This is a genomic window from Rhodopseudomonas sp. BR0G17 (assembly GCF_010907025.1).
Taxonomy (GTDB): domain Bacteria; phylum Pseudomonadota; class Alphaproteobacteria; order Rhizobiales; family Xanthobacteraceae; genus Rhodopseudomonas; species Rhodopseudomonas palustris_H.
On record NZ_QUML01000009.1, the window covers coordinates 41,662 to 59,314 of the forward strand.

Annotated in this window: 14 protein-coding genes; 12 read left to right on the forward strand and 2 right to left on the reverse strand. The window is 66.7% G+C overall.

Going from position 1 to position 17,653, the window contains the following annotated elements:
- Window positions 1-77 precede the first annotated feature (77 nt).
- From ftsW to murC, 3 genes are all read left to right on the forward strand, one after another.
- Window positions 78-1,220, forward strand: coding sequence for a putative lipid II flippase FtsW (gene ftsW, locus DY467_RS09405; RefSeq protein WP_107345308.1), 1,143 nt, complete (start codon window positions 78-80; stop codon window positions 1,218-1,220).
- Window positions 1,221-1,224: 4 nt separating this feature from the next.
- A complete protein-coding gene (gene murG, locus DY467_RS09410) occupies window positions 1,225-2,325 on the forward strand; it encodes an undecaprenyldiphospho-muramoylpentapeptide beta-N-acetylglucosaminyltransferase (RefSeq protein ID WP_164635553.1) in 1,101 nt (366 codons plus the stop codon).
- A 136-nt stretch (window positions 2,326-2,461) separates the two neighbouring features.
- Window positions 2,462-3,865, forward strand: coding sequence for a UDP-N-acetylmuramate--L-alanine ligase (gene murC / locus DY467_RS09415; RefSeq protein ID WP_012496964.1), 1,404 nt, complete (start codon window positions 2,462-2,464; stop codon window positions 3,863-3,865).
- 62 nt (window positions 3,866-3,927) lie between these two features.
- On the opposite strand, the gene DY467_RS09420 is transcribed toward murC, so the two are convergent.
- A complete protein-coding gene (locus DY467_RS09420; RefSeq protein WP_246701504.1) occupies window positions 3,928-4,218 on the reverse strand; it encodes a GIY-YIG nuclease family protein in 291 nt (96 codons plus the stop codon).
- A 167-nt stretch (window positions 4,219-4,385) separates the two neighbouring features.
- Between DY467_RS09420 and murB the strand changes: the two genes are divergently transcribed.
- The gene (gene murB / locus DY467_RS09425) at window positions 4,386-5,315 is read left to right on the forward strand and encodes a UDP-N-acetylmuramate dehydrogenase (protein WP_164635557.1); all 930 of its coding nucleotides are present in this window, start codon (window positions 4,386-4,388) and stop codon (window positions 5,313-5,315) included.
- Between the two features lie 58 nt (window positions 5,316-5,373).
- Here murB and DY467_RS09430 read toward each other — a convergent pair whose 3' ends face one another.
- Window positions 5,374-6,195 carry a bestrophin-like domain gene (locus DY467_RS09430; protein ID WP_164635559.1) on the reverse strand — a complete coding sequence of 274 codons (822 nt, stop codon included), beginning with the start codon at window positions 6,193-6,195 and terminating at the stop codon, window positions 5,374-5,376.
- A 228-nt stretch (window positions 6,196-6,423) separates the two neighbouring features.
- On the opposite strand from DY467_RS09430, the gene DY467_RS09435 reads away from it, so the two are divergent.
- The 8 genes from DY467_RS09435 to recN all read left to right on the forward strand — a co-directional run bounded on the left by DY467_RS09435 (window position 6,424) and on the right by recN (window position 17,490).
- Complete coding sequence (locus tag DY467_RS09435; protein ID WP_164635562.1) at window positions 6,424-7,752, forward strand: glycosyltransferase family 87 protein; 1,329 nt, start codon at window positions 6,424-6,426, stop codon at window positions 7,750-7,752.
- 109 nt (window positions 7,753-7,861) lie between these two features.
- Entirely contained in the window at window positions 7,862-8,851 is a 990-nt protein-coding gene (locus DY467_RS09440) for a D-alanine--D-alanine ligase family protein (protein ID WP_164635565.1), read from the forward strand.
- A gap of 317 nt (window positions 8,852-9,168) precedes the next feature.
- On the forward strand, window positions 9,169-10,158 hold the full coding sequence (locus DY467_RS09445; protein WP_107345302.1) for a cell division protein FtsQ/DivIB: 990 nt from the start codon (window positions 9,169-9,171) through the stop codon (window positions 10,156-10,158).
- A complete protein-coding gene (gene ftsA, locus DY467_RS09450; protein ID WP_107345301.1) occupies window positions 10,155-11,477 on the forward strand; it encodes a cell division protein FtsA in 1,323 nt (440 codons plus the stop codon). The genes DY467_RS09445 and ftsA overlap by 4 nt, the downstream gene beginning before the upstream one ends.
- Before the next feature lie 93 nt (window positions 11,478-11,570).
- The gene (ftsZ, locus tag DY467_RS09455; protein ID WP_107356334.1) at window positions 11,571-13,349 is read left to right on the forward strand and encodes a cell division protein FtsZ; all 1,779 of its coding nucleotides are present in this window, start codon (window positions 11,571-11,573) and stop codon (window positions 13,347-13,349) included.
- 346 nt (window positions 13,350-13,695) lie between these two features.
- Window positions 13,696-14,658 (forward strand): UDP-3-O-acyl-N-acetylglucosamine deacetylase, encoded by a 963-nt coding sequence (gene lpxC, locus DY467_RS09460; RefSeq protein ID WP_107345299.1) that lies wholly within the window; start codon window positions 13,696-13,698, stop codon window positions 14,656-14,658.
- 226 nt (window positions 14,659-14,884) lie between these two features.
- Complete coding sequence (locus DY467_RS09465; protein ID WP_164573044.1) at window positions 14,885-15,793, forward strand: outer membrane protein assembly factor BamD; 909 nt, start codon at window positions 14,885-14,887, stop codon at window positions 15,791-15,793.
- Between the two features lie 11 nt (window positions 15,794-15,804).
- Complete coding sequence (gene recN, locus DY467_RS09470; RefSeq protein WP_164635567.1) at window positions 15,805-17,490, forward strand: DNA repair protein RecN; 1,686 nt, start codon at window positions 15,805-15,807, stop codon at window positions 17,488-17,490.
- Window positions 17,491-17,653: the final 163 nt, after the last annotated feature.

Here is a 17,653-nt window from a genome sequence, read left to right on the forward strand (position 1 = left end):
GATTCCGCGCCATCGCATTAACCCCTTGGCAACCACGTGGGCGCACCAATGGGCGACCTCTTTGCCCAGGATCGCCGATGATCTCCCGTGACCAACGCACCCCGTTCAGCGAATGGTGGTGGACCGTCGACCGCGTGCTGCTGGTGGCGCTGATTGCGCTAATGCTGGCGGGCGTGATCCTGTCGCTGGCGGCGTCGCCGCCGGTCGCGACCCGGATCGGGCTTGATCCGTTCCACTTCTTCAACCGTCACGTCCTGTTCCTGGCGCCGTCGCTGATCGTGCTGATCGGGGTGTCGTTCCTGTCGCCACGGCAGATCCGGCGTTCGGCGCTGATCGTGTTCGTGCTGGCGATCGGGCTGATCGTGGCGACGCTGCTGTTCGGGCCGGAAGTGAAGGGCGCCCGGCGCTGGATCACGCTGGTCGGCATCAACATCCAGGCCTCCGAAATCGCCAAGCCGTCGTTCGTGATCCTGGCTGCCTGGCTGTTCTCGGAAGCGGCGCGGCGGCCGGAGATGCCGGCGACGTCGATGGCCATGATGCTGCTGCTGTCGCTGGTGTCGCTGCTGGTGATGGAGCCGGACTTCGGCCAGACCATGCTGGTGCTGATGGTGTGGGGCGCGCTGTTCTTCATCGCCGGCATGCGGATCGTTTGGGTATTCGGCCTCGCCGGCGCGGCAGCGGGCGGCCTGTTCACCGCCTATCTGTTCGTCCCGCACGTTGCCGGCCGCATCAAGCGGTTCATGAATCCGGCCTCGGGCGACACCTTCCAGGTCGACATGGCGAGCGAAGCGTTCAGCAATGGCGGCTGGCTCGGCCTCGGCCCCGGCGAAGGTATCGCCAAGCGCAGCCTGCCGGACAGCCACACCGACTTCGTCTATGCGGTGGCGGCCGAAGAGTTCGGCATCGTGCTGTGCCTGGCGCTGCTCGCGCTGTTCGCCTTCATTGTGCTGCGGACGCTGTCGCGCGCGTATCGCAGCGAGGATCTGTTCTCGCGGTTTGCCGCCTCGGGGCTGGCGATCCTGTTCGGCGTGCAGGCCGCGATCAACATGGCGGTGAACCTGCAACTGATCCCCGCCAAGGGCATGACGCTGCCGTTCATCTCTTATGGCGGCTCGTCGATGGTGTCGCTGGCTTACGGCGTCGGCATGATGCTGGCGCTGACGCGGCAGCGGCCCAAGACCGAAGTCAATGCGATCGAGGCGGCGGGAAGCTACGCGTGAGGCCATGACCGACGCTCCCCTGATCCTGCTCGCCGCCGGCGGCACCGGTGGCCACCTGTTTCCGGCCGAAGCGCTCGGCGTGGTGCTGATCCAGCGTGGCTACCGCGTCCGCCTGGTCACCGATCATCGCGCCACCCGCTACAGCGGGCTGTTCACCGCCGAGATGACCGACGTGGTGCCGAGCGAGACGGTGCGCGGCCGGACGCCGTGGGCGCTGGCGAAGACCGCGCTGAAGCTCGGCTCCGGTGCGCTGCTCGCCTTCAATTTGATCGGGCGGCTCAAGCCGGCCGCAGTGGTCGGGTTTGGCGGCTATCCGACGCTGCCGCCGCTGCTCGCTGCGACCTGGCGCCGAGTGCCGACGCTGATCCACGAGCAGAACGCGGTGATGGGACGCGCCAATCGCTTTCTGGCGCCGCGGGTCGACGCTATCGCCACCGGTTTTCCCGGCCACGAGACCGCCTGGCCGGCGCTCGCCGCGAAGATCTCCAACACCGGTAATCCGATCCGTCCGGCTGTCGCCGACGCCGCGACTGTCGCTTACGACCCGCCGGTCGCCGGCGGTCCGCTACGGGTGCTGGTGTTCGGCGGCAGCCAGGGTGCCCGGGTGATGGCCGACATCGTGCCGCCGGCGCTGGAGAAACTGGATTCGGCGCTGCTGCGCCGGCTGGTGCTGACCCAGCAGGTCCGCGACGAGGACATGGGCCGCGTCCGTGCGGTGTATGACCGACTGCAGCTGAACTGCGAGCTGGCGCCGTTTTTCACCGATCTGCCGCAGCGGCTGGCGTCGAGCCAGCTCGTGGTGTCGCGCTCGGGTGCCGGCACTGTCGCCGAACTCGCGGCCATCGGCCGGCCCGGCATCCTAGTGCCGCTGCCCGGCGCGCTCGACCAGGACCAGTTCGCCAATGCCGGCGTGCTGACCGCGGCGGGCGGTGCGCTGCGCATCGTTCAACCGGATTTTACCCCGGACCGGCTCGCTGCCGAAATCACCGCGCTGGCCGCCGATCCGGCCAAATTGGCCCAAATGGCCGCCGCGGCGCGCCAAATTGGCCGTCTGGATGCCGCAGAACGCCTCGCCGACGTGGTTGGACGGGTCGCGAAGGTCTAAGGCCGGGCGGACGAAAACCTCGCAACGGCGCATTTGCCGGACTTGTCCCGGCCATCCCCGTCTTGCATGAAGTGACCCTGAATCGGAAATGCCCGTGACCATCCGGGCACGACCAGCAACGATAGAGACCCTCCCCATGAGATTGCCGCGCCATATCGGACCTATCCACTTCGTCGGGATCGGCGGTATCGGCATGAGCGGCATCGCCGAGGTGCTGTGCAATCTCGGCTACACCGTGCAGGGCTCCGACGCGTCGGAAAGCGCCAACGTCAACCGGCTGCGCGAGAAGGGCATCCAGATTCACGTCGGTCACCAGGCCGACAACATCAAGGGCGCCGACGTGCTGGTGGTGTCGACCGCGATCAAGCGCGACAACCCGGAACTGCTCGCGGCGCGCGCGCAGCGAATTCCGGTGGTGCGCCGCGCCGAGATGCTGGCGGAGCTGATGCGGCTGAAGAGCTGCGTCGCGATCGCCGGCACCCACGGCAAGACCACCACCACCTCGATGGTGGCGGCGTTGCTCGACGCTGGCGATCTCGATCCGACCGTGATCAATGGCGGCATCATCAACGCCTACGGCACCAATGCGCGGCTCGGCGGTGGCGACTGGATGGTGGTCGAAGCCGACGAGAGCGACGGCACCTTCCTCAAGTTGCCGGCGGATGTGGCGATCGTCACCAACGTCGATCCCGAGCATCTCGATCACTTCAAGACCTTCGATGCGGTGCAGGACGCCTTCCGCAATTTCGTCGAGAACGTGCCGTTCTACGGCTTCGCCGTGATGTGCATCGATCATCCGGTGGTGCAGACGCTGGTCGGCAAGATCGAAGACCGCCGCATCATCACGTACGGCGAGAACCCGCAGGCCGACGCGCGGCTGCTCGATCTCGCGGCCAGCGGCGGCGGCTCGACCTTCAAAGTCGCATTCCGCGATCGCAAGGCCGGCACCGCGCACGAGATCGCGGATCTCAAGCTGCCGATGCCGGGCCGCCACAACGCGCTCAACGCCACCGCGGCGATCGCTGTGGCGCATGAACTTGGTCTGTCCGACGACACCATCCGCAAGGCGCTCGCGGCGTTCGGCGGCGTGCGCCGTCGCTTCACCAAGACTGGCGAATGGAACGGCGTCACCATCATCGACGACTACGGCCACCATCCGGTCGAGATCGCCGCGGTGCTGAAGGCGGCGCGGCAGTCGACCTCGGGCAAGGTCATTGCCGTGGTGCAGCCGCATCGATTCAGCCGGCTGCAATCACTGTTCGAAGAATTCTGCACCTGCTTCAACGACGCGGATGCGGTGATCGTTGCCGACGTCTATCCGGCCGGAGAGGCGCCGATCGAAGGCATCGACCGCGATCACTTCGTGCTCGGCCTGCGCGCCCACGGTCACCGCGACGTCGTCGCGCTGCAGGATTCCGCGTCGCTCGCCGGCGTCGTCGCCGGCCTCGCCCACAGCGGCGACTACGTCGTCTGCTTAGGGGCGGGCAACATCACCCAATGGGCCTACGCACTGCCCGGCGAATTGAAGGCACTGGGTTGATGTTGTTCTGGCCGGACGTTGAATCTTCGTCATGGCCGGGCTTGTCCCGGCCATCCACGCCTTCAACGAACTATCACCGGATACAGATCGTCCCAATCCGGATTGTGAACCTCGATCTTCCGGACTTTCCAGGCGCGCGGCCAATGCTTGATGGTGTGTTCGCGTTGGATGGCCGTGCGGATGTCGTCGAAGCACTCGAAGTACACCAGTCGCTTCAATCCGTAGCGTTTCGTGAATCCGTCGACGACACCGATACGGTGCTCGTACACGCGCTTGACCAGATCGCTGGTGACGCCGACGTACAGGACGCCGTTTGGGCGGTTCGTCATGATGTAAACGTAGCCGCCGGCCATGCCGAAGCTCCGCAAGGCGTGGATGGCCGGGACAAGCCCGGCCATGACGAGTGGAGAGTTTGTTCCGAGAGTGGTTGGGTGATCGTTAGCGGCGATGATAGCACATTTCCCGTTCAATCGTCATGGCCGGGCTCGGCCCGGCCATCCACGTTTGTGGCCGTAAACGTATGAGTTTTCCCGATCTCACGCCCGACCTGAAAGCCGCGATGCCGGAGCTGCGCGGGCGGCTGCTCGGCAACGAGCCGCTGGCGCCGCTGACCTGGTTTCGTGTCGGCGGGCCGGCGCAGGTGCTGTTCACGCCGGCCGACGAGGATGATCTCGGTTACTTCCTGTCACGGCTGCCGGCCGAAATTCCGGTGATGTGCCTCGGGCTCGGCTCCAACCTGATCGTGCGTGACGGCGGGCTGCCGGGCGTCGCGATCCGGCTGTCGCCGCGCGGCTTCGGCGAGCATCGCGTCGAGGGTGAGGTCGTTCATGCCGGAGCCGCCGCGCTCGACAAGCGCGTGGCCGAAACCGCGGCCGCGGCTCAGCTCGGCGGGCTGGAATTCTACTACGGCATTCCCGGCTCGATCGGCGGCGCGCTGCGCATGAACGCAGGCGCCAACGGCCGCGAGACCAAGGACGTGCTGATCGACGCCACCGCGTATGATCGCAGCGGCATGCGCAAACTGTTCGACAACGCCGCGATGCAGTTCTCGTATCGCCACAGCGGTGCTGATCCGGCGCTGATCTTCACCTCGGCGCGGCTGCGCGGCACGCCGGCGACGCCGGATCACATCCGCGCCAAGATGAACGAGGTGCAGGCGCATCGCGAGTTGGCGCAGCCGATCCGCGAGAAGACCGGCGGCTCGACCTTCAAGAATCCGCTAGGCCAGAGCGCGTGGCGCCTGATCGATGCTGCGGGCTGCCGCGGCCTCAGAATCGGCGGCGCGCAGGTATCGGAGATGCACTGCAATTTCCTGATCAATACGGGCGAGGCCACCGCTGCCGATATCGAGACGCTGGGCGAGACCGTGCGCGCTCGCGTCAAGGCGCAGTCCGGCGTCGAGTTGCAGTGGGAGATCAAGCGGATCGGCGTCGCGCCTGGGCAGGGCTGAGCCGGCTGCCGCCCCCGATCAACTCAGCAGAATTGCAAAGCGACGCGATTGCCGCGCCTCATGGTTTTTGAGGTGACGGAGTCGGCGTCGCGTTGGGAGGTAGTTCGGGCGTATCCGGCAGCGACAGCACGTGCTCGAGCGGGATTGCCGACACCTGGAACACGCCGCTGAACGGGTCCTCCTGCAGCGCGATTAGCCCGAGTGCGACGATCGCGCCGGTGGCGAACACCGAAAGCGCCGCCGACATCGCACGCGGCTTATCGAGATGCACCAGCGCGATCGCGATTTGGGTGATCACGCCGAGAAGCAGAACGGAGATCCACTTCAGGTCGCTGGTGCGATCGATCGACAGGCTGATCCGGGTATTGCGTGAGGTGCCGGCCCGCACCGCGGAGCTGAGCAGCGCCACATGCACCGCCGCGCCGGAATCGCGGGTAATCGCCGGTGAGCTGATTTCAGTCAGCATCTGATCGTAGGCGAGGCTGGTACGCGGCGCGGCGAAACCGTTCACCGTCGGCCATTCGTCCTTGAGCACCGACGCCACATAGACTTTCAACGCGACGCGGATGGCTTGCATGTCCGACACCGAGGCAACGCTGAGCGTATAGACGTTCTGCAGTTCGCCGGCCTCGGTCTGCACCGCGCGCGACGCCTGTCGATTGCGTTCGGCGACATCGTAGCCAAGGAAGCCGGTCAGCAATCCGAACAGCACTGCGACCGACGAGAAGAACGGCGCCACCACGCCCTGCAATCGCGCGATCGGTCCGCGCAGCGGCGAGACGAACACCACCACGATCAGCACGGCGGCGACGCCGTAGTACAGCAGCGCCAGCGTCGCGAAGGTTCCAAACGGCGGAAGGTCGAGCCAATCTCGGATCATCTGTTTCTCTTTGTTTCCCCGCAACGGCGCGAAACTGCACCGACGCGGGACCGCCGGAATCACGGTGCAACACCTGCAAACGTGTCCGACTTTGGCGGTTTTCGCCGCCATCGTCCACGGGCGGCGCGCGAGGGTTTTGGCTGCCCTGCACGTATGCTGGTCTAGTGCCACGGTTCCGCCAGACCGCTGCGGCCATGTGCTCAGCGACGGCTGAGGAGACATCCTGCCTTGCATTCGCAATTTGCGCCGCGCCTGCGACAGCTTCGCTGGTACGAGATCGTGCTGATCGCCACTGTCGCAGCGGCGCTGTGCATCTATCTGCCTGTCGTGGTGAAGCGCTCTGCGGTGCAGGGCTTCGGCGACGTGCAGGTGTTCTTCCGCGCGGCGTGGGCGGTGTGGACCGGCTATCCGCTGTATGAAGTCGCCGATCATCACGGCTGGACCTATCACTACCCACCGACCTTCGCGCTGCTGATGGGACCGTTCGCCCATCCGCTCGACGGCTTCCCCAAACCGGAGTGGGCGCTGCCGTTGCCGCTGTCGGTCGCGACTTGGTACATCTTCAGTGCCCTCGCGATGCTGGCCGCCGTCGATCTGTGGGCGCGGGGGCTCGAACGTGCGCTGCCGCCGTCACTCGATCAAACCGGCTGGAGCGCGTGGTGGCTGCTGCGGCTCGGGCCGGTGGTGGCGCTGCTGCCGTTCTTCGGCGACGGACTCGGCCGCGGCCAGCCGAGCGCCGTGGTGCTGCTGACCATGGTGGCATTCCTGGTGCTGTACTTGCGCGGCCGCATTTACCTCGCGGCCTGTGCGCTGGCGCTCGGTTTCACCATCAAGCTGTTTCCGCTGGCGCTGCTGATCTTCCCGGTGCTGCGCCGCGATCTCCGCACCGTGCTCGCCACTTTCGGCTTCAGCGCTGTGTTTCTGTTCGTGGTGCCGACGCTGTGTCTCGGGCCGTCCGAAGTCGTGAAGCTGTATGGTGCGATGTGGACCGAGCATCTCAGCGGCATCTTCACCGGCGTGCCCAATCCTAAGATCGCCGACGAGATCACCTTCACGTCCTACGACATGCTCAGCATCGGCGCGATGCTGGCGCGGATCGCCGCCGGCGGTCTGCCCGAGACCGACACGCTGCCGCGCTTCGCCACCATCGGCCAGCTCGCGTTCGATGCGGTAGTGATCGGCGCGCTGGTGTGGTTCGGCGATGGCCGGTTCTGGCGGCTGAAGGGCCCGCAGCCGCCGCTCGGCCCGTCGCTGCTGATCGGCGGCGCGCTATTGTGTGCGGCGTTGCCGGTGATGCTGTCGGTGTCGCAGCCGAACTACGTGGCGTTCGCCGCACCCTTGGTCGCGTTGGTGCAGCTCGAAGTTTGGCTGCGGCGAGGGCGGGTGTGCCTGGTGCCGGCGCTGATCGCCTGGTCGGGCGTGATGTGGCTCGGCATGATCGCGACCGAAGGCGGGGTGTGGCAGCCGCTGCGGGTAGTCGGTTTGACCACGCCGGCGCTGGTGGTGCTGCTGCTGTGGGGCTTCGCCTCCCTGCGGCGCGCAGCCGCGCCGCCGTAACGCCGCTTCTCCGAATCGGCCAAATCGGCAAAATGACGCCGCGCGCCGGGTCCGCGGGACGCAGCAGCTTTTCTTCGACTTCAACAGGGACCGCGCGGCGGATCGACCGATGCGACACACCATTCTGTTCGGTGGCACCAGCAAAGAGCGGCTGGTGTCGGTCGCCTCGGCGCAGGCGCTGCACAGCGCGTTGCCGGACGCCGATCTGTGGTTTTGGAACGACGACGACCGCGTCCATGCCGTTTCGGCGCAAGCGTTGCTGGCGCACGCCCGGCCGTTCGAAGAGGCGTTCGTGCCGGACGGCGAGGACGTCGGTCCGCTCGAAACCGCGCTCGACCGCGCCGCTGCCGAGCAGCGGCTGCTGGTGCTGGGTCTGCACGGCGGCGCCGCCGAGAACGGCGAGTTGCAGGCGATGTGCGAACTGCGGCGGGTGCCGTTCACCGGCTCGGGTTCGGCGGCGTCGCATCTGGCTTTCGACAAGGTCGCCGCCAAGCACTTCGCGGCGATTGCCGGTGTCCGCACCGTGAGCGGGATCGCGCTCGCCGATGCCGAGGCGGCGCTCGAAACCTACGGCCGGCTGATCGCCAAGCCGGCCTGCGACGGCTCGAGCTATGGACTGTTCTTCGTCAACGCCAAGCAGGACCTGGTCGCGGTGCGCCATGCTGCCAAGACCGAGGATTATCTGATCGAGCCGTTCGTCGCCGGCGTCGAGGCGACCTGCGGCGTGCTCGAAGCCGAAGACGGCTCGCTGCGCGCGCTGCCGCCGATCGAGATCGTGCCGGCCGACGGCGGCTTCGACTACACGGCGAAATATCTCGCCAAATCGACCCAGGAGATCTGCCCCGGCCGGTTCGCTCCCGAGATTGCGGCGGCCATCATGGACTACGCCGTGCGGGCGCACCGGGTGATGTCCTGCCGCGGCTACTCGCGCTCCGACTTCATCGTCGGCAAGGATGGCCCGATCTTCCTGGAGACCAACACGCTGCCCGGCCTCACCAAAGCCTCGCTCTATCCCAAGGCGTTGAACGCGCTGGGAATCCCCTTTGTCGACTTCCTTAACGGGCAGATCGCGCTGGCCGAACGCGCCGTGCGGAGCTGACCGGGACGCCTCCGGGTTCCATCCGGAGGCCTTGGCGGAAAGTCGCGTTTTCGCCGCAAATCCTTCTCCGGACGCAACAAATTCGGGTCTGCGCAGGCCTGCTTTACGATTTGTTTACCAGGAGGGCCGAAGGTTAACGCTGGCGGCGCATCCTGGCGCTCGGCTGTCGTGGCGTAAGCCGGGCGGAGCTCTTTATCCGTTTCGGTTTGCATTTCAGGCAGACGGTCCGGCCCGCAGGGCTGGTCCGGAACCACCGAGAAGTCACCTGCGCCATTGCCCGGAGTAGGCGCGGGCGCAACGTGTAACGAGCTTTTGCAATGGACGGTGGAGGGCGCCTCGCCCGGTCGTCAAGACTGTCGAGGCTTCAGTCTGACCTGAAGGCGGTCGCCCACGCGGTGGCTGCGCTGCTGCGCGAACGCCGTTCGCGCAAGAAGCAGGCGCGGCCGCAACGTTTGGTGCGTCCCGAGCCGTCGCGCGGTGTGATCGCCGTGCTGGAGCGCTGGCTGCCGCGCCGCGTCGGCGTCGCCTTCACCGCGCTGATCCTGCTGGGCAGTGCCGGCATGGGCATCGTCAAGGGCGGTCATGTCGACGAGTTCGTTCAGGCGCTGGACGACACCCGCAACGGCGCCGCCAATCTCGCCGGTTTCCGCATCAAGCAGGTGGCGATCGCCGGCCGCAAGCAGCTCACCCAGGACGAGATCCTGGCGATCGGTGGCATCACCGGCCGGTCGTCGCTGCTGTTTCTTGATGCCGCCGCGGTGCGCGACAAGCTGAAGGCGAACCCGTGGATCGCCGACGCCACCGTGCTGAAGTTCTATCCGGGCGAATTGCAGATCGACATCGTCGAGCGCACCGCCTTCGCGCGCTGGCAGCTCGACGGCCATATGTCGGTGATCGCCGATGACGGCGCGGTGCTCGAGCCATATGTGGCGCGCCGCTTCCTGTCGCTGCCGCTGGTGGTCGGGAAGGGCGCCGGCGAACGAGCCAAGGATTTCATCGCGCTGTTGAAGCGCTATCCGCAGGTGTGGTCGCAGACCCGCGCCGTCGCCCTGGTCGGCGAACGGCGCTGGAACGTCTGGCTCACCAGCGGTCTCGTCATTCGGATGCCCGAGCACGATGTCGGCAACGCGCTGACGATGCTCAGCCAGCTCGATCAGGACGACAAGCTGTTCTCGCGCGACATCACCGCGATCGATATGCGGCTGCCGGACCGTCTGACGGTGCGGCTGTCGGACGCCGCCTTCAAGGCGCGCGAAGAGCTGTTCAGCAAGGACAAGAAGTCCAAAAAGAAGGCTGGTGACGCGTGACCGTCTTCGATCGTACCCAGACGCCGAAGACACGGCCGATTGCGCCGCATCGCACCGCGATGGTGGCGTCGCTCGATATCGGCACCAGCAAGATCGCCTGCATGATCGCACGGCTGAAGCCGTGCCCGCCGCAGGAGGCGCTGCGCGGCCGCACCCATTCGATCGAACTCGTCGGCTACAGCCAAATCCAGTCACGCGGCGTCAAGGCCGGCGCGGTGGTCGACATGGCCGAATGCGAGAAGGCGATCCGCCACGCCGTGGCGCTGGCCGAGCGCATGGCCAAGGTGCGGGTGGAGTCGGTGCTGCTGTCGGTCTCCGCCGGCCGGCTGCAAGGCCAGCTGATCGAAGCGACCTCCGACATCAAGGGCGGTGCCGTCACCGCCGAAGACATCAGCCGCGTCACCTCGACCGGCATGCATCACGCCACCGGCATCGGCCGCGCTGTGCTGCACGCGCTGCCGGTCGGCTACACGCTCGACGGCGTCAAGGGCATCCGCGATCCGCGCGGCATGGTGGCGCGTCAGTTCGGCGTCGACATGAACGTCGTCACCACCGACGCCACCGTCGCCAAGAACCTGATGCTCGCGGTCGAGCGCTGCCACCTCAACGTCGAAGCGATGGCGGCGAGCCCGTATGTCGCCGGGCTGTCGATGCTGACCGACGACGAGGTCGATCTCGGCGCCGCGCTGATCGAAATGGGGGCTGGTACCACGACGATCGCGATCTATTCCGGCGGTCGCTTCGTCCATGCCAGCGGATTTGCGGTCGGCGGGCATCACATCACGATGGATCTCGCCCGTGGACTCGGTGCGTGCATTGCGGATGCCGAGCGAATCAAGACGTTATATGGCACGGTGCTAACTGGCGGTTCCGATGCGCGCGAGTTGATGTCGATCCCGGCCGCCGGGGACGAGCGGGATAGCCCGCAAGTGATCTCCCGCGCCACGATCGCGAACATCATCCGGCATCGGGCCGAGGAGATTTTTGAGATGGTCAGGGACCGGCTGGCGGAGTCGCCGTTTGCGGCAGAGCCCCGGGCGCGTGTGGTGCTGAGCGGCGGTGCGTCGCAGCTCACCGGCGTGCCCGAGCTCGCCACGCGGATTCTCGGCCGCTCGGTCCGGGTTGGCCGTCCGCTCGGCGTCGGCCGTCTGCCGAACGAAGCCAAGAGCGGCTCGTTCGCGGTGCCGACCGGTCTTCTGGTCTATCCGCAGTTCGCTCACCTCGAGCACATCGAACCTCGCCACACCCGCCACATCCGGGCCGACGCCCATGCCGGTTACTTCGGCAAAGTCGGCCGCTGGCTGCGCGAGGGCTTCTGATGACTCTTTTCCGCCCCCTTCCGCTTTCACAGATTGCCCAGGCCATTTGCCGGGGACTTCACGAACCAACGCGCGCGTAATCGAGAGGCAACCATGACCATCAATCTCAATGTCCCGGATATTCGCGAGCTGCGGCCCCGGATCACCGTGTTCGGCGTCGGTGGCGCCGGCGGCAACGCGGTCAACAACATGATCACGGCCGGACTGGATGGCGTGGACTTTGTGGTCGCCAACACCGACGCGCAGGCGTTGACGATGTCGAAGGCCCAGCGGCTGATCCAGATGGGCACCCAGGTCACCCAGGGTCTCGGAGCCGGCTCGCAGCCGGACGTCGGCTCGGCTGCCGCGCAGGAAGTCATCGACGAAATCCGCGACCACCTCTCGGGCGCGAACATGGTTTTCGTCACCGCCGGCATGGGCGGCGGCACCGGCACCGGCGCCGCGCCGGTGATCGCCAAGGCCGCGCGCGAGATGGGTATACTGACCGTCGGTGTGGTGACCAAGCCGTTCCACTTCGAAGGCGCGCGCCGGATGCGCACCGCCGAGACCGGCATCACCGAGCTGCATAAAGTCGTCGACACCCTGCTGATCATCCCGAACCAGAACCTGTTCCGGGTGGCCAACGAGAAGACCACCTTCGCCGACGCGTTCGCGATGGCCGACCAGGTGCTGTATTCGGGCGTCGCCTGCATCACCGACCTGATGGTCAAGGAAGGCCTGATCAACCTCGACTTCGCCGACGTCCGCGCCGTGATGCGCGAGATGGGCAAGGCGATGATGGGCACCGGCGAGGCCACCGGCGAAAAGCGCGCGCTGACCGCCGCCGAAGCCGCGATCGCCAATCCGCTGATCGACGATTCCTCGATGAAGGGCGCCCGCGGTCTCTTGATCTCGATCACCGGCGGCAAGGACCTGACGCTGTTCGAAGTCGACGAAGCCGCCACTCGCATCCGCGAGGAAGTCGATCAGGACGCCAACATCATCGTCGGCGCCACCTTCGACGAGAGCCTCGACGGCATCATCCGCGTGTCGGTGGTCGCCACCGGCATCGAGCAGGCGCAGCTGTCGCGCAATGCCGGCACCCCGGCCGCGGCCGCCGCCGTGAGTGCGGTGGGAAACGATAGCCGCTTGGCTGAGCTGACAGCCAAGCTGCGGGCCGACAATCAGCGGATTGCCGAAGCTGCTGCGATGCGCGCCGCCCAGGCCGCCGCTGCTCCGGCCGCCGCTGTCGTCGACTCGTCTCCGCGCCAGGCCGCCAATGTCGAGCGCGCCGCGCTCGCCGCGATCGCCGCCGCCGTCGGCAACGAGCCGATGCCGCAGGAGGCCCCGGTGCAGCCGGCGTCCTACGGCGACGTCACCGTCCGCCCGATCCCGCAGAAGCCGTCGCTGTTCCCGGATCCGGAACAGTCGCGCGCCGTGTCCGAAGAGCCGCTGGCGCCGGAAGCCTTCGTGCCGCCGGCCGCCGACCGCGCCGCGATGCGCCCGCCGCGGATGCCGCGCTTCGACGAGCTGCCTGTGCCGGCCCAGAACGAAATCCGCCAGGCCCGCGGCGACGGCGAAGAGGATCATCCGCAGAAGAATCGGCTGTCGCTGCTGCAGCGCCTCGCCAACGGCCTCGGCCGCCGCGACGACGAGCCGGCCGAAGCGCCGCAGGTCGCCCGCAACGGCGGTCCGCAGATGCCGCCGCTGCCGGAGCGCCGGCCGCAGCGCAGCGTCGCCGATCAGATGGGTAAGGAGCCGGTGTCCGAGTACGCCAAGCGTCCGGCGCCGCAGGGTCTCGACATGCACGGCCGCCCGGCGCCTGTGGCCCCCGCGCCACAGGGCGACGACCATCTGGATATCCCCGCCTTTCTCCGGCGGCAGGCGACCTGAAACAATGTCTGAAATCTGACCAAGCTCAGGGCCTCGGCGATCCGCCGGGGCCCTTTTTTGTGGCAAGCCGGTATTCTGGCCTTCAAAATCTAAGTCACTGAAAAATCGTCAGTTTACGACTTTAGGCGGAACTGAAACGAAATCGCGCCGATCACGATTGATGTCGAATTCGATCGGCAGGCGGCGGTAATGCGGCGGGTTTGGGGTAACAATCCGTAAAAAAGCGTGAGTTGGCGCGATTTGGGGCAGTGCTATGGTCAATACGGACTTGGGGACGCCTAGAGCGAGTCGCCCGGCCGACAGGACCGGAACGATCTCCGCACTGCGTCAGTGGGACACTTTACTTATGAAGTTCAGCCGGCAAACCACGCTGCGTTCGCAAGCCACGGTGACGGGCGTAGGTGTTCATTCGGGCCGTCCTGTGACTCTGACGTTGGGACCCGCAGATATCGATGCGGGTTTTCTTTTTGTCCGGACCGGACTTGATGGCGCTGATCGCGAGATCAAGGCGACGTCCAAGTCGGTGGTCGCCACCGAGCTGGCCACCGTCCTCGGCGACAGCGACGGTCCGCTGGTCTCCACCGCCGAACACATTCTCTCCGCGCTGCGCGGCATGGGCATCGACAACGCCACGATCGAAGTCGACGGCCCCGAAGTTCCGATCATGGACGGCAGCGCCGCCCCGTTCGTCGCCGCCATCGACCAGGCTGGCCTCCGCGAGCAGGCCGCTCCCCGCAAATACCTTCAGATCCTGAAGCCCGTCTCCGCCGCGATCGGCGAATCCTTCGGCGAGTTCCGGCCCTACGCCGCCGGCTTCCGCGTCGAAGTCGAAATCGACTTTTCCAATCCGCAGATCGGCAAGCAGAAATATGCGCTCGCGGTCGAGCCGGAGATCTTCCGCCGCGAAGTCGCGCGCGCCCGCACCTTCGGCCGCATGAACGACGTCGCCCGGCTGTGGAAGATGGGTTACGCGCTCGGCGCCTCGTTCGAGAACTCGGTGGTGTTCGACGACGACCGTCTGCTCAATCCGGAAGGCCTGCGCTACTCCGACGAATGCGCGCGCCACAAGGCGCTGGACGCGATCGGCGACCTCGCGCTCGCCGGCCTGCCAATCCTCGGCGCCTATCGCTCGGTGCGTGGCGGCCACAAGCTCAACCACACCGTTTTGACCACTCTGTTGGCCGATCGTAGCGCCTGGCGCGTGATCGAAGCCGAGCCGGCGCGTCGTGCGGTGCGCGGCCACGCCGAAGCCGTCACCGGCCTGGTCGGCGGCATGGTGGCTCCGGCCTACGGCCCGGACGTGTCCTGACCGCAACAGCGCGTCAGGCGATTTTCCACATCTTGTGGCCTGTTAACTGATTGGGCTGGCCGCCTTATTCCCGGCGAAATAGCTGCGTACCCGGTTGGTGAAGTCGCCTTTTTCGGCTAAACAGCCGGCGGTTGACTCCACGCTTTCCGGCGCAGGTCGATGGCTCAGGCCACAGCGGTCTGGTCGATTGCCGGGGCACCGTTCTCCATTTGTCGGGTTGGAATTGATGTCGGCACAGCGGATCGCGCTCGGACTGCGGAACGGAGAGACTTCTCGCAGGGGCGATCGCCTGCGGCGCGGGCTGCCGATGATCTTCAGCCTGCTGGCGCTGTCGCTTCCACTGGGCGGCTGCGGCACCGGCGCGTTGTGGGACAAGTTCCTGGCCAAAGACGACAAGATGGTCGATGAGCCGGCGGACAAGCTCTACAACGAGGGCTTGTACCTGATGAATCAGGACAAGGACACTAAGGGCGCCGCGAAGAAGTTCGAAGAGGTCGACCGCCAGCACCCGTATTCGGATTGGGCGCGCAAGTCGCTGCTGATGTCCGCCTACGCGTACTATCAGGCCGGCGACTACGACAGCTGCATCGGCGCCGCCACCCGCTACGTCACGCTGCACCCCGGCAGCTCGGACGCTGCCTATGCGCAGTACCTGATCGCGGCGTCGAATTACGACCAGATCCCGGACATCTCGCGCGACCAGGGCCGCACCGAAAAGGCGATCGCCGCGCTTGAAGAGGTGATCCGCAAATATCCGACCTCCGAATATGCCAACAGCGCCAAGCAGAAGCTGGAAGGCGCCCGCGACCAGCTCGCCGGCAAGGAGATGGATATCGGCCGCTATTACATGAGCAAGCGCGACTACGCCGCGGCGATCAACCGGTTCAAGACCGTGGTGACGCGTTATCAGACCACCCGCCACGTCGAAGAGGCGCTGGCGCGTCTGACCGAGGCCTATATGGCGATCGGCATCGTCGGCGAGGCGCAGACCGCCGCCGCCGTGCTTGGCCACAACTTTCCTGACAGCCGCTGGTACAAAGACGCCTACAATCTTGTAAAGTCGGGGGGACTCGAACCCACCGAGAACAAGGGCTCCTGGATCAGCAAGTCCTTCAAAAAGCTCGGTCTCGGATAGGACCGTCTCCCATGCTTTCGCGCCTTTCGATCCGCGATATCGTGTTGATCGAGCGGCTCGACATCGAATTTTCCCGTGGCCTTGCGGTGCTGACCGGCGAGACCGGTGCCGGCAAGTCGATTCTGCTCGATGCCTTTGCGCTGGCGCTCGGCGGCCGCGGCGATGCCGCGCTGGTCCGCCACGGCGCCGAGCACGGCCAGGTCACCGCCAGCTTCGATGTCGCCAAGACCCATCCGGCGTTCGCGATCCTCAAGGCCAATGGCCTCGACGATCGTGAGGTCGACGAATCCGGCGAATTGATCCTGCGCCGCGTCCAGCTCGCCGACGGCCGCACCCGCGCCTTCATCAACGACCAGTCGGTCAGCGTGCAGACCCTGAAAGCGGTCGGCGCGACGCTGGTCGAAATCCACGGCCAGCATGACGAGCGGGCGCTGGTCGACGCCGCCACTCATCGCCGGCTGCTCGATGCCTTCGCCGGGCTTGAGAAGGACGTTGGCGCGCTGGAGACGCTGTGGGAAGGCCGGCGCACCGCGCGGGCGGCGCTCGACGCCCACCGCGCCGGCATGGAGCGCGCCGCCCGCGAGGCCGACTATCTGCGCCATGCTGCCGATGAGCTGAAGCAGCTCGCGCCGCAGGATGGCGAGGAGACCACGCTGGCCGAGCGCCGCGCCACCATGATGCAGGGCGAGAAGATCGCCGCCGACCTGCGCGAGGCGCAGGAGGCAGTCGGCGGGCCGCATTCGCCGGTCGCCTCGCTGGCTGCCGCGGTGCGCCGGCTGGAGCGCCGCGCCGGCTCCGCGCCGCAACTGGTCGAGCCGGCGGTGAAAGCGATCGACGCCGCCATCAATGCGCTGGAAGAGGCCGACCAGCATCTCAACGCCGCGCTGGCGGCGGCCGATTTCGATCCGTTGGAACTGGAGCGGATCGAGGAGCGGCTGTTCGCGCTGCGCGCCGCCGCCCGCAAGTATTCGACCCCGGTGGATTCGCTCGCCGCGCTCGCGGCGCAATACGTGGCCGACGTTGCGCTGATCGATGCCGGCGCCGATCGGCTGGTGGTGCTGGAGAAGGACGCCGCCGAAGCCGACGCCCGCTACAGCGCCGCAGCCGCGAAGCTGTCGGCGGCTCGGACCAAGGCGGCGGAGAAGCTCAACAAGGCGGTCGGTGCCGAGCTGGCGCCGCTCAAGCTCGAACGCGCCAAGTTCATGACCCAGGTCGAGGCCGATGACGCGGCTCCAGGGCCGCAGGGCATCGACCGCGTCGAGTTCTGGGTGCAGACCAATCCCGGCACGCGCCCCGGCCCCTTGATGAAGGTGGCGTCTGGCGGCGAGCTGTCGCGCTTCCTGCTGGCGCTGAAGGTGGTGCTGTCCGACAAGGGCTCAGCACCGACCCTGGTGTTCGACGAGATCGACACCGGCGTCGGCGGCGCGGTCGCCGATGCGATCGGCGCGCGGCTGGGGCGGCTCGCCTCCAAGGTCCAGGTCATGGCCGTCACCCACGCCCCGCAGGTCGCCGCCCGTGCCGACCAGCATTTGCTGATCTCCAAGGCTGCCCTGGACAAAGGCAAACGCGTCGCCACCCGCGTCGCCGCGCTGGAACAAGACCACCGCCGCGAAGAAATCGCCCGCATGCTGGCCGGCGCCGAGATCACCGCAGAGGCGAGGGCCGCGGCCGACCGGCTGATCAAGGCGGCGGGGTAGGGATTAGATAGGGCACGATGATAGGTGGATTGAACAGAGCCGCAATCGTCAATCAAATTGCCGATGATTGGTTGCTCGTCTTCCCTGATGCTAAGAAAGACCAACTCCGCGCGGCTCTGGAGACGTTCTCCGATGAACATCTCGGGGACGTGTACGCGTTCCA